This window comes from Borrelia turcica IST7, assembly GCF_003606285.1.
Taxonomy (GTDB): domain Bacteria; phylum Spirochaetota; class Spirochaetia; order Borreliales; family Borreliaceae; genus Borrelia; species Borrelia turcica.
This window is the reverse complement of record NZ_CP028885.1, coordinates 81,782-98,318: the sequence shown is the minus strand read 5'-3', so window position 1 is coordinate 98,318 and position 16,537 is coordinate 81,782. Positions and strand designations below refer to the sequence as shown.

Genomic DNA, 16,537 nt, shown 5'->3' with positions numbered 1-16,537 from the left:
TAAGGAATTTATAAATAGATTTTGGGTTTATTTAAGGGCCAAAAACAGTGAAGAGTATCTTACGATACTCCTCACTATGACTCCTTCAATATTAATCAACCCTTATTTTATTGGAATGAAACGGAAATTATACATGCTGTATCACTTAAAGATTTAGCAGCACCACCTAGTTCCTCTAATGACTTCTTAAACTTTTCTTGAGCTGTACTTGAACTATCTGTTAACGCTTTTGCAATCTCTTCAAAAAGTTTCTTCTCATCACCCATAAACTTATTCATGCATTTTTGAATGCAATACTGTAATGTACCGCAAGTATATTCAGATGACTTAAACCCCGAATAAGACTTAGTACACTCATCTAATTTTTTCTTTATTTCATCTCTCTTCTTTTTGTCGTTATCCTCTAGTTTGCCATCTCGAAACCCTATGCTTACTACCTTATCCAATAAAGACAACCTCTCTTTTGCCTCTTCTAGTTTGCTACTTACTTTACCTGACTCACTATCACTGTATCCTGCGCCTAATAATGCCTTAAATGCTTCCTCAAACTTTTCTGTTGAACTTAAAATTGATTTAACAAGCTCTGGCGCTTTCTTCACCCTTTCTTCTATTGTAGGCGACCCATTTTTACTATAAGTAAACCCTACCCCATTTTTCCTACTACCAGAAGCAAATCCAGTACTCAATGACCCATTTTTAGCCTTCTCAGATTCACTCTTTACCTCACCTGCTAGCTTTTCAAGGTCTTCCTTGCTTAAAGCCTTATTCTCTTCCGCTCCCAGTCCTGTAACCTTACTTACTACCCCTACTACAGCTTGTGTCACTGCTGCTATAGATTTCTCTGCTACTTTAGTGTCATCCTCTGCTTCAGCCTCAAATTCATATTGTCTACAACCTACTAAAAACACTAACACTAAAACGCTCAAAATATTTATATTTCTCATATTAACCCCTCCACTTAAAATAAACATACTTCATAACTTGCAATAAACACTTAGTAATACTTAAAATTACTACTCTCTTTAAGCAGAAGCAATTAATATAGCAACTAGCCTTGATGCTTCACCTAATGACTTAGCTGCTTCACTTAAGGATTTTAATGCCTTACTAAACTTATCTTGAGCCTGATCAGTATTTTCTTTTATCAACGCTTTTTCAATCTCATCAAAAAGTTTCTTCTCTTCGCCCATAAGTTTATTTACACATTTTTGCATAACACTCGTTAATGGCCCACTCGTTCCATTTATACAGTCAGATGTCTTAAACCCTGAATTAGCTGCTGCAAAGCCTTCTAATTCCTTCTTTATTTCTTCTCTTTTCTTATTATTGTCATTATTTTCTAAGCCACCACCATTATGTGCGATGTCTGACACCTTACTTAATAAAGCTAACTTTTTTACTGCCTCTTCTAGCTTGCTACTTACTGTACCTGACGCGCCACCACTGTATCCTGCGCTTACTAATGCCTTAAATGCCTTTTCAAACTTTTCTGCTGAGTCTTTAACTGCTTTAATAAGGGCCGGTGTTTTCTTGATTCTTTCTTCTAATGGACTTCTTTTGTATCCATTACTATTAAACCCTTTAGACACTGTAGTGCTTACACCACTACTAAATGCACCATCCTTAGCTTCTTGCTCAGACTTCTCAGAATCATTCTTTGCGTCACCCGAAAGTTTTTCAAGATCCTCCTGACTTAAAGCCTTCATCTCTTCTGCTCCAAGTCCCATAAGCTTACTTACTTCCCCTGCTATAGCTTCTGCTACTCCAGCTGCTTCTTCTGCTACCCTAATCTCATCTTCCTCTGTCTCAAACTCATATTGTTTGCAACCTACTACAAACACTAACACTAATATACTAACTATACTTACATATCTCATTTCTCATCTCCTCTTTAGCAAACGTACTCCATAACTCGCAATAAACACTGTGTCAATAAAACCTCATTACCTTACAAAAACACAAAACTTACAGATTAAGTAGTAATTTATACAACTAGCTTAACTACAAAAATAGTGAAGAATACCTAACCTACTCTTCACTATTCATACTTCATAATATTTAAATTTATTAGTTAAATAAAGCCGCTATTAATCCTGCTGCACTGCTTATATCGCGAGCTGCTTGTACAAGCGATTGCAATGATGATTTAAACTTTTCTGACGCTGTGCTTAATTGTCCTCTTAACTCCTCACAAACACCACTATTAAAAGAACTACCCACATTATTTAAAAGATTTTTCATACATTTATTACTTCCATTATTTGAGGAATTATTACTACTAATATCATTCATACATGAGCCTACATTATCACTTCCAAAGTCTGTTAATGCCTTCTTCATAGCATCTTTGTTATTATTTGAATCACTACCATTTGATATTCCCATTAACTTATCCACTAAACCTAACTTTTTTAATCCCATATCCATATTACCTGTTACGGCCTCTGCTACTCCATTATCACTACCATACCCTTCACTTACCAATGTCTTAAATGCTTTCTCAAACTTTTCTGCTGTACTTTTAATCTCCTTAATAAGCTCTGCTTTCTTTGCATTGTTAGTGCTTTCATTATGATCTCTAGCACTCACTAAAAACCGATCAGAATCTTCCTTTACTTTCTCTGCTAACTTTTCAAGTTCCTCTTGACTTAAAGCTTTAATCTCTTCTACTCCCTTTCCCGTAACCTTACTTACTGCCTCTGCCACCTTTTGTGCTACAACTTCTGCAGCTGCCTCTGCTACCTTAGCTTCATCCTCCGCTTCTGTCTCAAATTCATACTGTTTACAACCTACTAAAATCACTAACACTAAAATACTAACTATACTTATATATCTCATATTACTCCCCTCCTATTTAAAGTAAACATACTCCATAACTCGCAATAAACACTGTGTCAATAAAACCTCATTACCTTACAAAAATACAAAACTTATAGATTAAGTAGTAATTTATACAACTAGCTTAACTACAAAAATAGTGAAGAATACCTAACCTACTCTTCACTATTCATACTTCATAATATTTAAATTTATTAATCTTTTAAGAAAATAAAGCTGAAATTAATCCTGCTGCACTGCTTATATCGCTAGCTGCCTGCACCAGCGATTGCAATGATGATTTGAACTTAGCTGACGCTGTTTCTAAATTGTCTCTTATATTATTCTCAACACCACTAAAAGAACTTCTTACATTTCCCATAAGATTTTTCATACATTTATTACTTCCATTATTTGGTGGACGTATACCATTAATATCACTCTTACAGGAACCTGTATCACCACCAAACTCCTCTACTGCCTTCTTCATAGCCTCTTTTTTCCCACTACCATTTGCTATGCCTACTAACTTCTCCACTAAACCTAATTTTTTTAATCCCATATCCATATTGCCTTTTACGGCATCTGCTACCGGACCACCATACCCTTCACTTACCAACGTCTTAAATGCTTTCTCAAACTTTTCTGCTGTACTTTTAATTTCCTTAATAAGCTCTGCTTTCTTTGCATTTTCAGCACTTCCATTAACACCTCTAGCACTCGCTCTAGATTTTTCAGAATCTTTTTTTACTTCCTCTGACAGCCTCTCAAGGTCCTCTTTACTTAAAGCCTTTATCTCCTCGACTCCCAATCCCGTAACCTTGCTTACTTCCTCTGCCGCCTTTTGTGCTGCAACAGCTGCATCTGCCTCTGCTACCTTAGCCTCACCCTCCGCTTCACTCTCAAATTCATATTGTTTACAACCTACTAAAAACACTAACACTAAAATACTCAACATATTTACATATCTCATATCTCATCTCCTATCTACAGCAAAGATACTTCATAACACGCAATAAACACTGTGTCAATAAAACCTCATTAACTTACAAAAATACAAAACTAAATATAAGAATTCATATTAGGTACATAGCCTTAAGGCTACAAAAGATAGCCATAAAAATAGTGAAGAATATCTCATTACTCTTCACTATTCATACTTTATAATATTTAAATTTTTAGTTAAATAAAGCCGCAATCAATCCTGCTGCATCACTTAAATCTTTAGCTGCCTTTACCAGTGATTGCAATGATAATTTAAACTTTTCTGGCGCCTCCTCTAAATTGTCTCTTATGTTTTTATCAACACCTTTATTAAAAGAGTTTTCCACACTTTTTAAAAGATTGTTCATACATCTATTTCCATTATTTAGTGGGTTACCTCCATTAATATCACTTGAACAGGTATCTAAATCAGAAACACCAGACTCTTTTAATGCCTTCTTCATAGCCTCTTTGTTACTATTTGAATCACTTCCATTTGCTATTCCTACTAACTTCTCCACTAAACCTAACTTTTCTAGCGCTGGTTTCATACTTTCTATTACTACCCCTGATATATTACTATCATAGCCAGCCTTTGATAATGTCTTAAATGCTTTCTCAAACTTTTCTGCTGAACTTTTAACAACTTTAATAAGCTCTGCTTTCTTTGCATTGTTATTGTTACTACTACCACCTCTAGCACTCACTAAAAACTTCTCAGAATCTTCCTCCACTTCCTTCGCTAACTTCTCAAGGTCTTCTTGACTTAAAGCCTTTATCTCCTCTACTCCCTTTCCCGTAAGCTTGCTTATTTCCTCTGCTGCCTTTTGTGCTACAACTCCAGCATCTGCCTCTGCTACCCTAGCCTCATCCTCCGCGTCACTCTCAAATTCATATTGTTTACAACACACTAAAAACATTAATACTAAAATGTTTACCATATTTATATATCTCATTTCTCATCTCCTCTTTAGTAAAGATAGTACACAACACGAAATAAACAGGTTACAAATAGCTACATAGAAAAGAATTGAAATTAAATGACAAACTTCTAGCGCCCAGAGCTAGCTTTAAAGACTTTTTAAGCACTTTAAAAAACTTAAAGTGCTTAAGGCAATTAAAAAAACAATACTTAAATATCATTTTTAATTTATAAAAGCAAATGTTTACTAACAAATTTCAAGCAAAATCATCATCCTGTAAAACTTCAACCTTCATAGGTTTAATGTACCCATTACCCTTAGTAGAGAAAAAGTCATGCGTTTTTGTGTGAGTCCGCAAACCATTTAAAACCAAAGGATTAACATCAACATCTTTAATGTTAAAAATAGGGTCAAAGCCTAAATTCATCAAGGCCTTATCAGCATTGTAGCGAACAAAAACATCAACAGGCACTTCAAGCCCAATAGAAGAATATAATTCCTTAGTATATGCCCTCTCCAATCCATAAAGCCTCTCTAGGATAGACAGAACCTCCTTTTGCGCAATTTCTTGCTCTCGAGTAGTCATTTTGTCAAACTCCTCCTGCGCCAGAAGACCAACAAATACACCATGTACAGATTCATCTCTTAATATTAAATTAATAATCTCACCACTATTTATCATCTTACCCTGACCCGCAAGATAGAGAGGATAAAAAAAACCTGAATAAAACAAAAATGTTTCAAGAAATACAGAAGTACACAAAGCCTTATATAAACTCATCCTATCGTGGATATTGTTATATTTGCCTAAAATCAAATCTAGCTTATCTTGAAAATTTCTATAATTCTTAACCCAACTGAATATATTATCTATTCTGTCTATGTTTGATAAACTTGAAAATATGCTACTATAGCTCTTTGCATGCATGTGTTCCATAGCACCCATAAACCCAAGAACCGGCTTGTAATCCAGATTATCTATTGCTAAAGCTATTCTAGGCATGCCAACAGAACCCTGCTCTGTATCAAGTAAAGTAAGCCCCCCTAATACCTTCTCATAAACATCCCTTTCCTCTGGCGATAAGGTTTTCCAAACAAGTTTATCACCAGAAATTGGAATCTCTTCATCCACCCAAAATTGCCTTATGTTTTGGTCCCAAAACATCTTAGTATACCCATTATTAAGCCTATTCCAATTTATGGCCTCTCGATTACCATCACTACCACTCATAAATACCTCCTATATTGCGCAAAGAATACACTCCTCTACGGATAGATTTTTATTCCTTGTATAATATAAGCTTTTAAGGCCTTTATTCTTAGCATAAATATAAAGCTTTACAAGATCCCTAGTACTAGCTTCATTTGTAACATAAAGAAGAGTACTAATCCCCTGGTCAACATGTCGCTGTGCTTCGCTTATGAGGTCTATTAATTTTGTCATGTCCATATAATAAGCTGATTTGAAAAGAGTAGCATTCTCCCTGGTAAGATAAGGCATTGGATAATATGTTGTAGAATTACCATAAACTCTAGCCTCAACTAGTTCAACAATAGGCATAAGAGATGTTGTTGCATTTTGTATATAAGATATGCTTTGAGTTGGTGCTACAGCTAGCCTATAAGAATGATAAAGACCATGCTTTCTAACCTCTTCTTTAAGCGCTTCCCAATCACTCTTAACAGGAATTTTTAAACCACTAAAGATTTTTTCAACCGCTTCTGTTCTGGGTGTAAAATCTTCACTCAAATACATATTAAAATAATTTCCATTGTAATATTCACTTTTCTTAAAATCTTTAAAAGTCTCACCTCGCTCCTTTGCAATATTCATGCTACTTTTTAAAGAATAAAAATTTAACATCATAAAAAAGGTACGAACAAAATCACAAGCCTCAGGGCTCTCATAAGAGATTTTATTTTTAATTAAAAATCCATGCAAATTCATTACACCAAGGCCAACCGAATGATAATCTTCATTTGCCTTCCTGACACTAGGAGCATTCTTAATATCCACAATACCAACAACAGCCGTTAATGCTCTCATGGCAACATCTACCGTATGCTCAAAATCACTATTTACAACATTAACAATATTTAGAGAACCCAAAATACAACTAATGTCATAGCCTATCTGGTCCCCATCACCATAATCAGCAATAATGGATGGGGTCTGAATTTGAAAAATCTCTGTACAAAGATTAGACATCTTAATTCTGCCCAATCCTTTAAGTGGATTATTTAAATTACATGCAGTTGAATACATTATATAAGGATATCCAGATTCAAACTGTAATCTAGCAATACGAACAAGCATGTCTCTAGCAGAAATTTCTTTCTTTACAATATTTGGGTTATTTGCCAACGAATCATAATCCTTATCAAAATCAATGTCGCTTAAATGCTGGCCAGTCTCTTTGAAAAGCGAATGGGGTGCAAATGCATAAAAATTACCACCATCACGAGCAATATCAAAAAACTTATCCGGAATTATGACACCCAATGATAATGTCTGAATACGACTTTTCTCATCGGCATTTATTTTCTTTGTGTCCAAGAATTCCTCTATATTATAATGAAAAATACTTAAGTAAACAGCACCAGCTCCATTTCTTTGCCCCATTTGATCCGCATAGTTAAATCCATCTTCTAAAAGCTTCATAACAGGAATTACACCCTTTGCAACATTTTGAATGCCTCTTATATCCTCACCCACAGCCCTAATATTTGAAAGATTTAAAGCAATCCCCCCACCAATCTTTGAAAGTTGCATAGCAGATGAGATATTAAATGTAATACTATTAAGAGAATCCTCTACTTCAAGCAAGAAACAAGATACAAGCTCACCCCTAACCTTTTTACCCGCATTTAAAAATGTAGGTGTTGCGGGCTGATATCTCTGTTTAATCATTTCCACGGCAAGGGATTTAGCAAAATTAAAGTCTCCACCTGCAAGAGAGAGGCTAACTGCAATTATTCTATCCTCATATTCTTCCAAATAAATACTACGGTCATTATTCTTAAGAGCATAGTCCTTGTAAAACTTAGAAGCACTCATATAAGACTTGAAGCTAAAATTCTCTAGCCCAACAAGTTCATATATCTCAAGTATTTCTTCTCTAGAATATTTTTCATAAAAATCTTCATAATAATTATTGTCAATTAAATATTGCATCCTCTCATTTGGGTCACTAAATTGTAAAGACTTACTCTTAACTTCTTCCAAGAAAACACTTAAAGCCTCAAGGTCTTTCTCTAGTCTGTAAAATCCGTCTTTTAAAACCATAATTTCATTATTTAATTCTAAGTGTTTCATCGCAAATCCTTTCCTTAAAATCATTAACATCGTGCACATTCCCTGCAAGCTCAAACTTCAATATCTCTGGAACATCATATTTGCGTCTTATTAAATTAACAGCATTGCAAAAAGAATCGCCCCAATTCTTATTCCCACTACCAGCAATCCCCACCATCAATTTCCAGTTGTGCTCCAAAAACTTTTCTACCTCAGGTGGAATATTGCCAAAAGAAGCCGTATAAGTAAGTAAAACATAAGGCTCACTTACAGTCTCACAGCCTGTCTCTATGCGAAAAACATTTTTTAAACCAGTTTTAGCAATAAAGCGATTTATGTTTCCTGTTTTTGATGCATACACTACTAAAATACACCTAACCCTCTTTTAAGTTTTTACAAATCAAGTTTTTCTTTTAATCTCTTTAAATCAATTTCTGATAAATGTAGCTTAGATAGATTTAACACTCTCTTAATCTCACGCAATTCGTCCCTTGAAAGCATAACTCCATCTAAAATATGTTTCTTAAAGCTCGTAGTAGCTAAAGGAACCACCAATTCTGCAAGCTTTAATACCAAAATAGCATATTCTCTTATTTCCCATTGAGCATGAGATGAGATTCTAAGCTTAACAAAGTGAAATAAATTGTTCAAATCAATTTGCCAATACCATTCCGTGTATAAACTTAAAGGCAAGGCTATTCTTGCTATTTCTCTTGAAATATCTTTCTCTACCATATCATGGTAAACCTTGTAAGATTTTCTATGATGCTCCTCTAAATCATTAATCAAGGACAGAGCAACCTTATCATCAACTTTCATACTAGAACGGCCCTGTTTATTAGTAGCACTTTGTTTGTTAAGAGAACATCTAGAGGGCACATAAAATTCTTCCCTCATAACACTGTAACGCCCCGAGACTTCATTAATTCTTGATGTCCTATGCCTCATCCACTGTCTTGCAACAAATATTGGCGCTTTTACATGAAAAGTAAAAACTACTTGTTCAAGCGGACTTGTATGCTCATTTCGTATAAGATAATCAATAAGACCCGCACTATCTCGCTTTGCCTTAGTATCTCTGTAAGAAACTCTAGCAGCACTAACTATCCGCTCATCACTACCCATATAGTCAATAAGCCTCAAGAACCCCTTATCTAAAACCTTGTATTCCTTATCTAATATTTCTTCTGCTGTTTGCACATATTCATGCATAAACTACTTCCTCATACCTAATCTATTATTTTTGTAATCCAATTACTAATATGTTTGCTTGCTAAGCTTTAACCAATTCCCAATTGCAAAGCTTAAGTAGCATTAGTTTCAATTCTAAATAATAATTTTAACTAAATCGCCCTATAAGCCATCTTAAATCAATATCAAGCACCATGAGTTTAATAACATTCACCTTTTTTCTAATTTAATATTTCACGGATGAAAATTAATAGGTAAATGTTAACACAAAATTTTGCAATGTTAAACAATATTTAGTGTGCATTTTTGCAGACTTTTTTTGTATATGAACTCTTATTAAAGGGAAAAAATAATGCAATGCTTACAAATAGTAGTATATTTATTGTTTGTGAGGAGTTTGATTTATGAATAAAGATATTTTTAATTCTATTAAAACAAAAAATAAAATTATTTTTCAAGCAATAGCAATAATGCTACTTATAGCATTCATTTGTTGTAACGTTTATGACGACGCTAGGATGCAGGAAGATTACAAGGATATTAAAGATGAAATATTGCAAAAACATTTAAAGCAACCTACCGATGTAACTAGCAATGCTAAGCCAAAGGGTCTTAGTCCTGAGCTTAAGAAAAAACTATTTGATACAGGTATAGGTTACTTAGAGAAAGATACTACTGTAGAGAAACTAAAAGCAAAAATACTAACAAAAGCTCATGACAACAACTTTTCAAAAGAAGCTCTTGAACATACAGCACTACTTAACAAGCTTAAGGGCGCTTACAAAGAAGACTTTATACATGGCAACTTTAAATTAGAAAAGATTAAGCTAGAGGCAGAAGAGGCTATTAAAGCCATACCAGAAGACAAACTTGTTTATGGAGTCGAACCACCACTTCTTCCTCAAGCAGAAAGACCAGGAGACCTTAAAGTACAAAAAGAAACATTTACAAAAGAACTTCAAGAAGCATATGATAGTTATTTCGAATTACTAACTTTGTGTATGTATTCCAAACCCTATCATGATGACAATAAAGTTGCTGAAGGGCGTATTGTTGATTTCTTTAAGGGAACACCTGACAACAATGGGGATAGCATTGTTTCTGTCCTAGAGCACATAGAGGCTGTAAAGAACAGAGCTCTTGATTTTAAAACTTGCCTAAGCACTCCTAAGGCTAGTGATAACAATGGTGGGGCTAACCAAGTTCCACAGTGTACTATCGAAGTAGAAAAAAAGCATCCATATCCACAACAAAAAAGACAAAATCAACAGGGGCGCGAGTAGCCTTAGTAGCTCGCTAACAAGAATATATTGACATTTAAAATATTATTATTTACACAAAAAAGCTTGAGTCACAGCAGACTCAAGCTTTTTTTATTTTTTTAAACTCTCAAAAACTTGACCTACAAGAGACTACTGGGCATTTAAAATGCAATAAGCAATAAATGGTACTATAGTTATTTCTTATGAGGAGCTTGATTTATGAGTAAAGACATTTTTAATTTTTTTAAAACAAAAGGTAAAATTATTTTTCACGCAATAGCAATAACGCTACTTATAGCATTCATTTGTTGTAACGTTTATGACGATGCTAGGATGAAAGAAGATTACGAGGATATTAAAAAGGAAATATTGCAAAAACATTCAAAGCAACCTACCGATGTAGCTAGCAACGCCAAGCCAACGGGTCTTAGTCCTGAGCTTAAGAAAAAGCTATTTGATACAGGTATGGGTTACTTCGAGAAAGAGGATACTATAGCGAAACTAAAAAAGGTAATAGAAGAGAAAGCTAATGACAAGAGTTTTTCAAAAGAAGCTGGAGAATTTCCAGCACTACTTAATAAGCTTAAGGGACCTTACAAAGAAGAATTTATACACGGCAATTTTAAATTAGAAAAAATTAAAATAGAGGCAGAAGAGGCTATTAAAGCTATACCTGACACACTTGGCTCTGTAGTCGAACCACAACCTCAACTAGCAGGAGGAGCAGGTAGCATTAAGCAAGAAAAAGAAAAATTTACAGAAGAACTTCAAGAAGCATATGACAGTTATTTTGAACTACTAACTTTGTGTATGTATGAGACACATCATAAAGGCGACAAAAAAGTTGTTGCAGAGCGTATTGTTGATTTCTTTAAGGGAACACCTGACGACCATGGAGACAGTATTATTTCTGTCCTAGAGCATATAGAGACAATAAAAAACATGGCTATTGAATTTAAAACTTGCATAAGTACTCCTAAGGCTAGTGATAACAATAATGGGTATGACCAAGTTCCAGAATGTTCTAACAAGGCACAACAAAACATAAAACAAAGAAAACAAAATCAAGAAAGACAAGCAGTCGTAGCTCGATAACAAGAGTAGATTTACATTTAAAATATTATTATTTACACAAGAAAGCTTGAGTCAGACTTAAGCTTTCCTTTTGTATGTCTTAAACTTCCCAAAACTTAACTTATAAGAATACTGGACATTTAAAATGAAATAACAATAAACAGCACTATACTTACTTAGGGATAAGAAGGAGTCTAAATTTATGTACAAAGCTTGTTTTAAATTTAAAACAAACAATAAGCTTGTGTTTAAAATAACATCAACAACACTACTTATAGCATTCATTTGTTGTAATGTTTATGACGATGATAGGATGCAAGAAGATTACAAGGAAATTAAAGAAGAAATATTGCAAAAACATTCCAAAGAACCTATTAACATAGATAGTCACACAAAGCCAACGGGTCTTAGTCCTGAGCTTAAACAAAAGCTATTTGATGTGGGCATGCATACACTAGAATTAGATGCTACTATAGATAAACTTATAGAAAAAATAAAACCACACACAGTTTCCTACAACAATAACTTTAAAACAGACTTTACACAAGCTGGAGAATTTCCAGCATTGCTCAATAAGCTTAGAGGTGATTTTAAAGAAGAATTCATACATGGCAATTTTAAATTAGAAAAAATTAAACTAGAAGCAGAAGAAGCTATTAAAGACATACTTCCTACCGGAGGCAAACTATTTCAAGAAAGTGGTCTTAAGCAAGAAAAAGAAAGGTTTATAACAGAGCTCAAAGAAGCATACGATGATTATTTCATATTCTTAACTCTGTGTATGTATGTCGAATACCACGCTGACAATAAAGTTGTTGGGGAGAGACTTATTGATTTCTTTAAGGGAACACCTGACAAAAATGGGGATAGCATTGACTCTGTTTTAAAAGAAATCGAGGCAATAAAGAACAGAGCTGTTCATTTTAAAGCTTGTATGAGTAAATCTAATTCTTCTGGTGAAGAGATTCAAAAAGTTCAAAAGTGTTCTAGCGAAGCAGAACAAAAGTACCCATATCCAAGGAGACAACAAGCAAGGAGCAACAGTTAGACTAGACATGTAACTTAAAGTAGATGACATTATCAACTATCATTTACATACTTAAAGCTTGAGCCTAAGGCTCAAGCTTTTTTTTGTATTCTGCCTCTCAAACATTTAATCCCAAAAAACCACTAGCATTTAACCAATAGCATTAAAATGAAATAAAGCTAAATAGCAATATACTTGCTTATTAATAAGTAAGGAGTCCAATTTATGTACAAAACTCATTTTCAACCTAAAATAAAAGGTAAAATTATTCAAACAATGCTCACTATTCTCATTCTAGCTTTAATTTGTTGTAGCACAGATGCTCAAAAAAAATCATCAGAAGACATGAACTCAAAATTAAGCCCATGGCTTAGGAGTGATTTACTTGATTTAGGCCTTAAGGCTCTACAATCAGAAGATATTGCTAAGAAGGTAAGAAGTAATATTCCTACCTTTACAACAGAAGATGACGAACTTAAAGCATTACTCGATAGACTAAATGGTGATTATAAAGAAGATTTCATAGATGCCATGGCTAAGATAGTAAATAGCAAACTAGACGCAGAAGATGCTATTGATGAATTATCTGAATTAATACTTGAAGTAGAAAAATCCGGTAAAGACCTTAAAGAAGTAAAAGAAGATCTAGAAGAAACCCTTAAGAATATATATGAAAATTACTTTGTACTATTAATTTTATGTATGTACAAAAATGCCTATGAATCCCCCGAAAATCCTCTTCGTCTCCTTAATTTCTTTGAAGGAAACCCCAACGAATATGGGGTAAGTATTGACTTAATAATACAGAACATGAATGCAATAACAAACAGAGCCATGCACATAATATCTTGCATACACAGTCCTACTGCTCAAAGTGAAAACTCTACTGAACCTTCACTAGATTGTGTATCTGAAGCTGAGAGTATGTACCCATATCCAAAAGGACATAAAATTCATTAGGCTATATTAATTATCACAAAACAATACAAAATTCTACCAGTACTCGTTTAAACACTAAAAAGCTTGGGTCTAGGCTCAAGTTTTTTATTAATCGGTACCTATCTTTTAAAAATGTAAATAATAATTAAATAAATGTAATATAACTAAATAGCACTATACTTACTTAAGTAATAAGTAAGGAGTCATTTTATGAACAACATTCGTTTTAAACCTAAATTAAACATTAAAACTATATTATCACCATTGCTAACTACTCTCATTCTAGCTTTAATTTGTTGTAGTGTAGCTGATGATACTACAATACAAGAAAGCTACAATGATATTAAAGACGATTCATTAAAAATTATGCAATATTCTAGTTCAGAAGAACTAAGTGAAGAGTTTAAGCAAAAATTATTTGACTCAGGTATTAGTTTTCTGGGGTCAGATAATATTGTAAGCTCAATAAAGAACACTCATCCTAAGTTCACAACAGAGGATAGTGAGTTTAAAAGTCTATTTGATAAACTTAATGGCGAATTTAAAGAAGAGTTTATAGACAAAAAATTTAAGATAGAAAAGATTAAGCTAGAGGCAGAAGAGGCTATAAAGCAAATACCAGACACTCAGATTATTAAAGAAGAGCTTGAACACTACCTTGGAAAAGCATATAGAGGTTTCTACTTAAGTTTAGCTGATTGCATGTATGATTCCGTTTTCACAAAGAAAACTTCCAAAGAGAAACTTGATGATTTCTTTAAGGGAATACCTGACGTCAATGGCTTTAGTTTTAGTTTTTTCTTAAAACATATGAATGCTACAAAAAAGAGAGCTATTCTTATTAAAAAATGCATGGCAAAGGGTATTTTTAGATCCCCTATAGGATCTTGTGATCAAAGAGCAGAAAAAAGATACCCATATCCAATCTTAGAACCTGCAGTAAAAATGGAACCTTAACCAGTGGATATTAATTATCCATAGCACACTTATAAGCTTGAGCTATAAGCTCAAGCTTATTTTATTACTACACCTATTTTGAAAATTTTTACTTTATTTTCTATTCTTATATAGTTGTATCTAGTAACAGAAAACAAACTAGCATAACTTCAAGATAATCTAGTATCTATAATTAAAATTTCATTGAGTCTTATAATTTATTTAAAATGCTATATAGTAATTTAGTATATACAAAAATGAGAGGTAAAAAGTATGATTTTTAAGAATTTGGCAATAAAAACAATTCTTTTGTCTGTGCTACTTGCAAGTCCACTATGTTTATTCTCTTTAAATGAAGAGGGTGATTTAAGAAGTGAAGTAAGAGTATATAAGTGGCGTACTAATTTTAACAACTTATCAATCCTTGATAGTTATTTTCTTGCAACGATTAATGATTTTAAATCAATGTCCGGTGAAGATTTATTACATAAATTAAAATTATGTTTAATGGTTACAAGAAATGAAAAAGGTGATTCTGCTGTTACTGATCGTAAGGCATTACTTAAAAGAACAGCTTTGTTTTTAACTAAACTTAAGGATAAAAACGCAGATAAGGCTGCTTATTTGCTCTATGAACTTGATTCATTAAGTTTACTTCTGCTTGATACAATAGAGCTTGCAAACATGTTGACTCACGAGGAATCAGTGGGAGTACAAAAACACTATCATGAATACAAGGAATCATTGGAAAAGCGATTGCCCTTGATTGATAAATACAAGAAAGAATTTTTATCTAGCGTAAGTATTCTTGACCATAATAAACTTGATAAAAGTTTTCAAAAATTTATGCCCAAATTTGCAGACCTTTACAACTCGACTGAAAAAGTATACTCTAAGCTACACAAGCATTATACACAATTTATTATAAGGTACTAGGATTTTTCCTACCGATGGGAAATGATTAATCTAAAACTTACAAAACTTACATAGATTAATTTTCTTATGAACAAGTAGTTTAAATAAAACCTCACTTTAAAGTGAGGTTTTATTTTTATTTTAATAATTATAATAATTTTTATTTGCTCTTCTTACTGTTCTTTGCTTCTTTTTTCCATGAGCATTACTTCCCTTTCTAGAGTACCATGTTGAGTATTCAAATTCAACATCTTCTTCTTTAAATTCCTTAAGTTTCTCTTCTGCATACTTAATACAGCCTGCTAGTATACGAGTCTCTTGTTGAAGGGCCACTGCATTAGACAATACAGCCTCTCCTTTCTCTACAAATTGATCCCAAAGCCTTCTAATTTTATCATCTTTTATATTATAGTCCAAAGCTTTAAGTAAAGCTTCTCTTTTGACTTTTACTAGATCACTGTCTGAACCTGCATTGTGCAACAATTGTTCACCATCGTCATAGCTAACTGATCTCATTTCCTTGTCTAGTTCTTTATAAATTTCGTCAATCTTTTTTTGTGCTTCTATGGTTCTTCTGCTTTGATTTCTATTTCGTACCTTTCCAATTTTATGCAACAACTCCTTGGCCTTATCACTTTGCTCCTTGAATTTTGGTTGAAATTCTTTTGCTTTTTGTAAAGAATATTCAGTTCCCTCTATAATTCTTTTTATGCTATCTCGCATCTCATCTTTTCGACTCTCTGGAATAGTCTCTTCATCGTACTTGCTTTTATCTTCTTTCTCAGGCTTAGAAATTACTGGTTTTAAAGCAGGCATTTCTGGTCTGTTATATAAACCACCACTTAAAACAATGCCATCTTGATGATTCTCAAGCGAACTTGCAACTTCTCTTCCATGTTCATGGTTACCAGAAGAACCAGCACTCTTTGCTTGAACATTCAATTTAACAGTAGACTCTTTTGTTACTGTCTTAGTAATGCTTTTCTCTACAGTGCCAGTAGTCCCATTCTCAACAGCATCGCTTTCTAACATATCACGCACTTCTCCCAACGCTTCCTTAGACTTATCCGCTACCGACAAACCACAGCTTAAGAAGCTTAAAAGAATGCTTGCGCATATATATTTTCTTTTTATTCTCATATTAAATCTCCTTTAAGGAATAATTATAGACCAA

At 33.4% G+C, this 16,537-nt stretch carries 16 protein-coding genes; 6 read left to right on the top strand and 10 right to left on the bottom strand.

The annotated features are described in order from the left end of the window. Positions 1–107 precede the first annotated feature (107 nt). The 9 genes from DB313_RS05095 to thyX form a co-directional block, all read right to left on the bottom strand. Positions 108–944: a hypothetical protein gene (locus tag DB313_RS05095; protein ID WP_120104797.1), complete on the bottom strand. Its 837-nt coding sequence runs from the start codon at positions 942–944 to the stop codon at positions 108–110. 78 nt (positions 945–1,022) lie between these two features. Then, positions 1,023–1,877, bottom strand: coding sequence for a hypothetical protein (locus tag DB313_RS05090; protein WP_120104796.1), 855 nt, complete (start codon positions 1,875–1,877; stop codon positions 1,023–1,025). Between the two features lie 190 nt (positions 1,878–2,067). Next, positions 2,068–2,838, bottom strand: a complete 771-nt coding sequence (locus DB313_RS05085; protein WP_120104795.1) for a hypothetical protein — start codon at positions 2,836–2,838, stop codon at positions 2,068–2,070. A 202-nt stretch (positions 2,839–3,040) separates the two neighbouring features. After that, positions 3,041–3,790, bottom strand: a complete 750-nt coding sequence (locus DB313_RS05080; RefSeq protein WP_120104794.1) for a hypothetical protein — start codon at positions 3,788–3,790, stop codon at positions 3,041–3,043. A gap of 205 nt (positions 3,791–3,995) precedes the next feature. Next, positions 3,996–4,757: a hypothetical protein gene (locus tag DB313_RS05075; protein WP_120104793.1), complete on the bottom strand. Its 762-nt coding sequence runs from the start codon at positions 4,755–4,757 to the stop codon at positions 3,996–3,998. Positions 4,758–4,980: 223 nt separating this feature from the next. Continuing rightward, on the bottom strand, positions 4,981–5,955 hold the full coding sequence (gene nrdF, locus DB313_RS05070; protein WP_120104792.1) for a class 1b ribonucleoside-diphosphate reductase subunit beta: 975 nt from the start codon (positions 5,953–5,955) through the stop codon (positions 4,981–4,983). A gap of 9 nt (positions 5,956–5,964) precedes the next feature. Further along, a complete protein-coding gene (gene nrdE, locus DB313_RS05065; RefSeq protein ID WP_120104791.1) occupies positions 5,965–8,040 on the bottom strand; it encodes a class 1b ribonucleoside-diphosphate reductase subunit alpha in 2,076 nt (691 codons plus the stop codon). Beyond that, entirely contained in the window at positions 8,018–8,380 is a 363-nt protein-coding gene (gene nrdI, locus DB313_RS05060; RefSeq protein WP_238614540.1) for a class Ib ribonucleoside-diphosphate reductase assembly flavoprotein NrdI, read from the bottom strand. The genes nrdE and nrdI overlap by 23 nt, the downstream gene beginning before the upstream one ends. A 32-nt stretch (positions 8,381–8,412) precedes the next feature. After that, positions 8,413–9,231 (bottom strand): FAD-dependent thymidylate synthase, encoded by an 819-nt coding sequence (gene thyX / locus DB313_RS05055; RefSeq protein WP_120104789.1) that lies wholly within the window; start codon positions 9,229–9,231, stop codon positions 8,413–8,415. A gap of 383 nt (positions 9,232–9,614) precedes the next feature. On the opposite strand from thyX, the gene DB313_RS05050 reads away from it, so the two are divergent. From DB313_RS05050 to DB313_RS05025, 6 genes are all read left to right on the top strand, one after another. Then, positions 9,615–10,493, top strand: a complete 879-nt coding sequence (locus DB313_RS05050; RefSeq protein WP_120104788.1) for a hypothetical protein — start codon at positions 9,615–9,617, stop codon at positions 10,491–10,493. Between the two features lie 198 nt (positions 10,494–10,691). Further along, the gene (locus DB313_RS05045) at positions 10,692–11,567 is read left to right on the top strand and encodes a hypothetical protein (RefSeq protein ID WP_120104787.1); all 876 of its coding nucleotides are present in this window, start codon (positions 10,692–10,694) and stop codon (positions 11,565–11,567) included. 181 nt (positions 11,568–11,748) lie between these two features. After that, complete coding sequence (locus tag DB313_RS05040) at positions 11,749–12,594, top strand: hypothetical protein (protein ID WP_120104786.1); 846 nt, start codon at positions 11,749–11,751, stop codon at positions 12,592–12,594. Between the two features lie 204 nt (positions 12,595–12,798). Continuing rightward, positions 12,799–13,533, top strand: coding sequence for a hypothetical protein (locus DB313_RS05035; RefSeq protein WP_120104785.1), 735 nt, complete (start codon positions 12,799–12,801; stop codon positions 13,531–13,533). A 189-nt stretch (positions 13,534–13,722) separates the two neighbouring features. Next, positions 13,723–14,469, top strand: coding sequence for a hypothetical protein (locus tag DB313_RS05030; RefSeq protein WP_120104784.1), 747 nt, complete (start codon positions 13,723–13,725; stop codon positions 14,467–14,469). Between the two features lie 252 nt (positions 14,470–14,721). Continuing rightward, complete coding sequence (locus DB313_RS05025) at positions 14,722–15,384, top strand: hypothetical protein (RefSeq protein WP_120104783.1); 663 nt, start codon at positions 14,722–14,724, stop codon at positions 15,382–15,384. Between the two features lie 120 nt (positions 15,385–15,504). Here the strand turns inward: DB313_RS05025 and DB313_RS05020 are convergent, their stop codons facing one another. Then, positions 15,505–16,503 carry a hypothetical protein gene (locus tag DB313_RS05020; protein WP_120104782.1) on the bottom strand — a complete coding sequence of 333 codons (999 nt, stop codon included), beginning with the start codon at positions 16,501–16,503 and terminating at the stop codon, positions 15,505–15,507. Positions 16,504–16,537: the final 34 nt, after the last annotated feature.

Bases quoted from the DNA above. Each gene is read 5' to 3' on its own strand.
- DB313_RS05095 (WP_120104797.1), bottom strand. From the start codon at position 944: ATGAGAAATATAAATATTTTGAGCGTTTTAGTGTTAGTGTTTTTAGTA.
- DB313_RS05090 (WP_120104796.1), bottom strand. From the start codon at position 1,877: ATGAGATATGTAAGTATAGTTAGTATATTAGTGTTAGTGTTTGTAGTA.
- DB313_RS05085 (WP_120104795.1), bottom strand. From the start codon at position 2,838: ATGAGATATATAAGTATAGTTAGTATTTTAGTGTTAGTGATTTTAGTA.
- DB313_RS05080 (WP_120104794.1), bottom strand. From the start codon at position 3,790: ATGAGATATGTAAATATGTTGAGTATTTTAGTGTTAGTGTTTTTAGTA.
- DB313_RS05075 (WP_120104793.1), bottom strand. From the start codon at position 4,757: ATGAGATATATAAATATGGTAAACATTTTAGTATTAATGTTTTTAGTG.
- nrdF (WP_120104792.1), bottom strand. From the start codon at position 5,955: ATGAGTGGTAGTGATGGTAATCGAGAGGCCATAAATTGGAATAGGCTT.
- nrdE (WP_120104791.1), bottom strand. From the start codon at position 8,040: ATGAAACACTTAGAATTAAATAATGAAATTATGGTTTTAAAAGACGGA.
- thyX (WP_120104789.1), bottom strand. From the start codon at position 9,231: ATGCATGAATATGTGCAAACAGCAGAAGAAATATTAGATAAGGAATAC.
- DB313_RS05050 (WP_120104788.1), top strand. From the start codon at position 9,615: ATGAATAAAGATATTTTTAATTCTATTAAAACAAAAAATAAAATTATT.
- DB313_RS05045 (WP_120104787.1), top strand. From the start codon at position 10,692: ATGAGTAAAGACATTTTTAATTTTTTTAAAACAAAAGGTAAAATTATT.
- DB313_RS05040 (WP_120104786.1), top strand. From the start codon at position 11,749: ATGTACAAAGCTTGTTTTAAATTTAAAACAAACAATAAGCTTGTGTTT.
- DB313_RS05035 (WP_120104785.1), top strand. From the start codon at position 12,799: ATGTACAAAACTCATTTTCAACCTAAAATAAAAGGTAAAATTATTCAA.
- DB313_RS05030 (WP_120104784.1), top strand. From the start codon at position 13,723: ATGAACAACATTCGTTTTAAACCTAAATTAAACATTAAAACTATATTA.
- DB313_RS05025 (WP_120104783.1), top strand. From the start codon at position 14,722: ATGATTTTTAAGAATTTGGCAATAAAAACAATTCTTTTGTCTGTGCTA.
- DB313_RS05020 (WP_120104782.1), bottom strand. From the start codon at position 16,503: ATGAGAATAAAAAGAAAATATATATGCGCAAGCATTCTTTTAAGCTTC.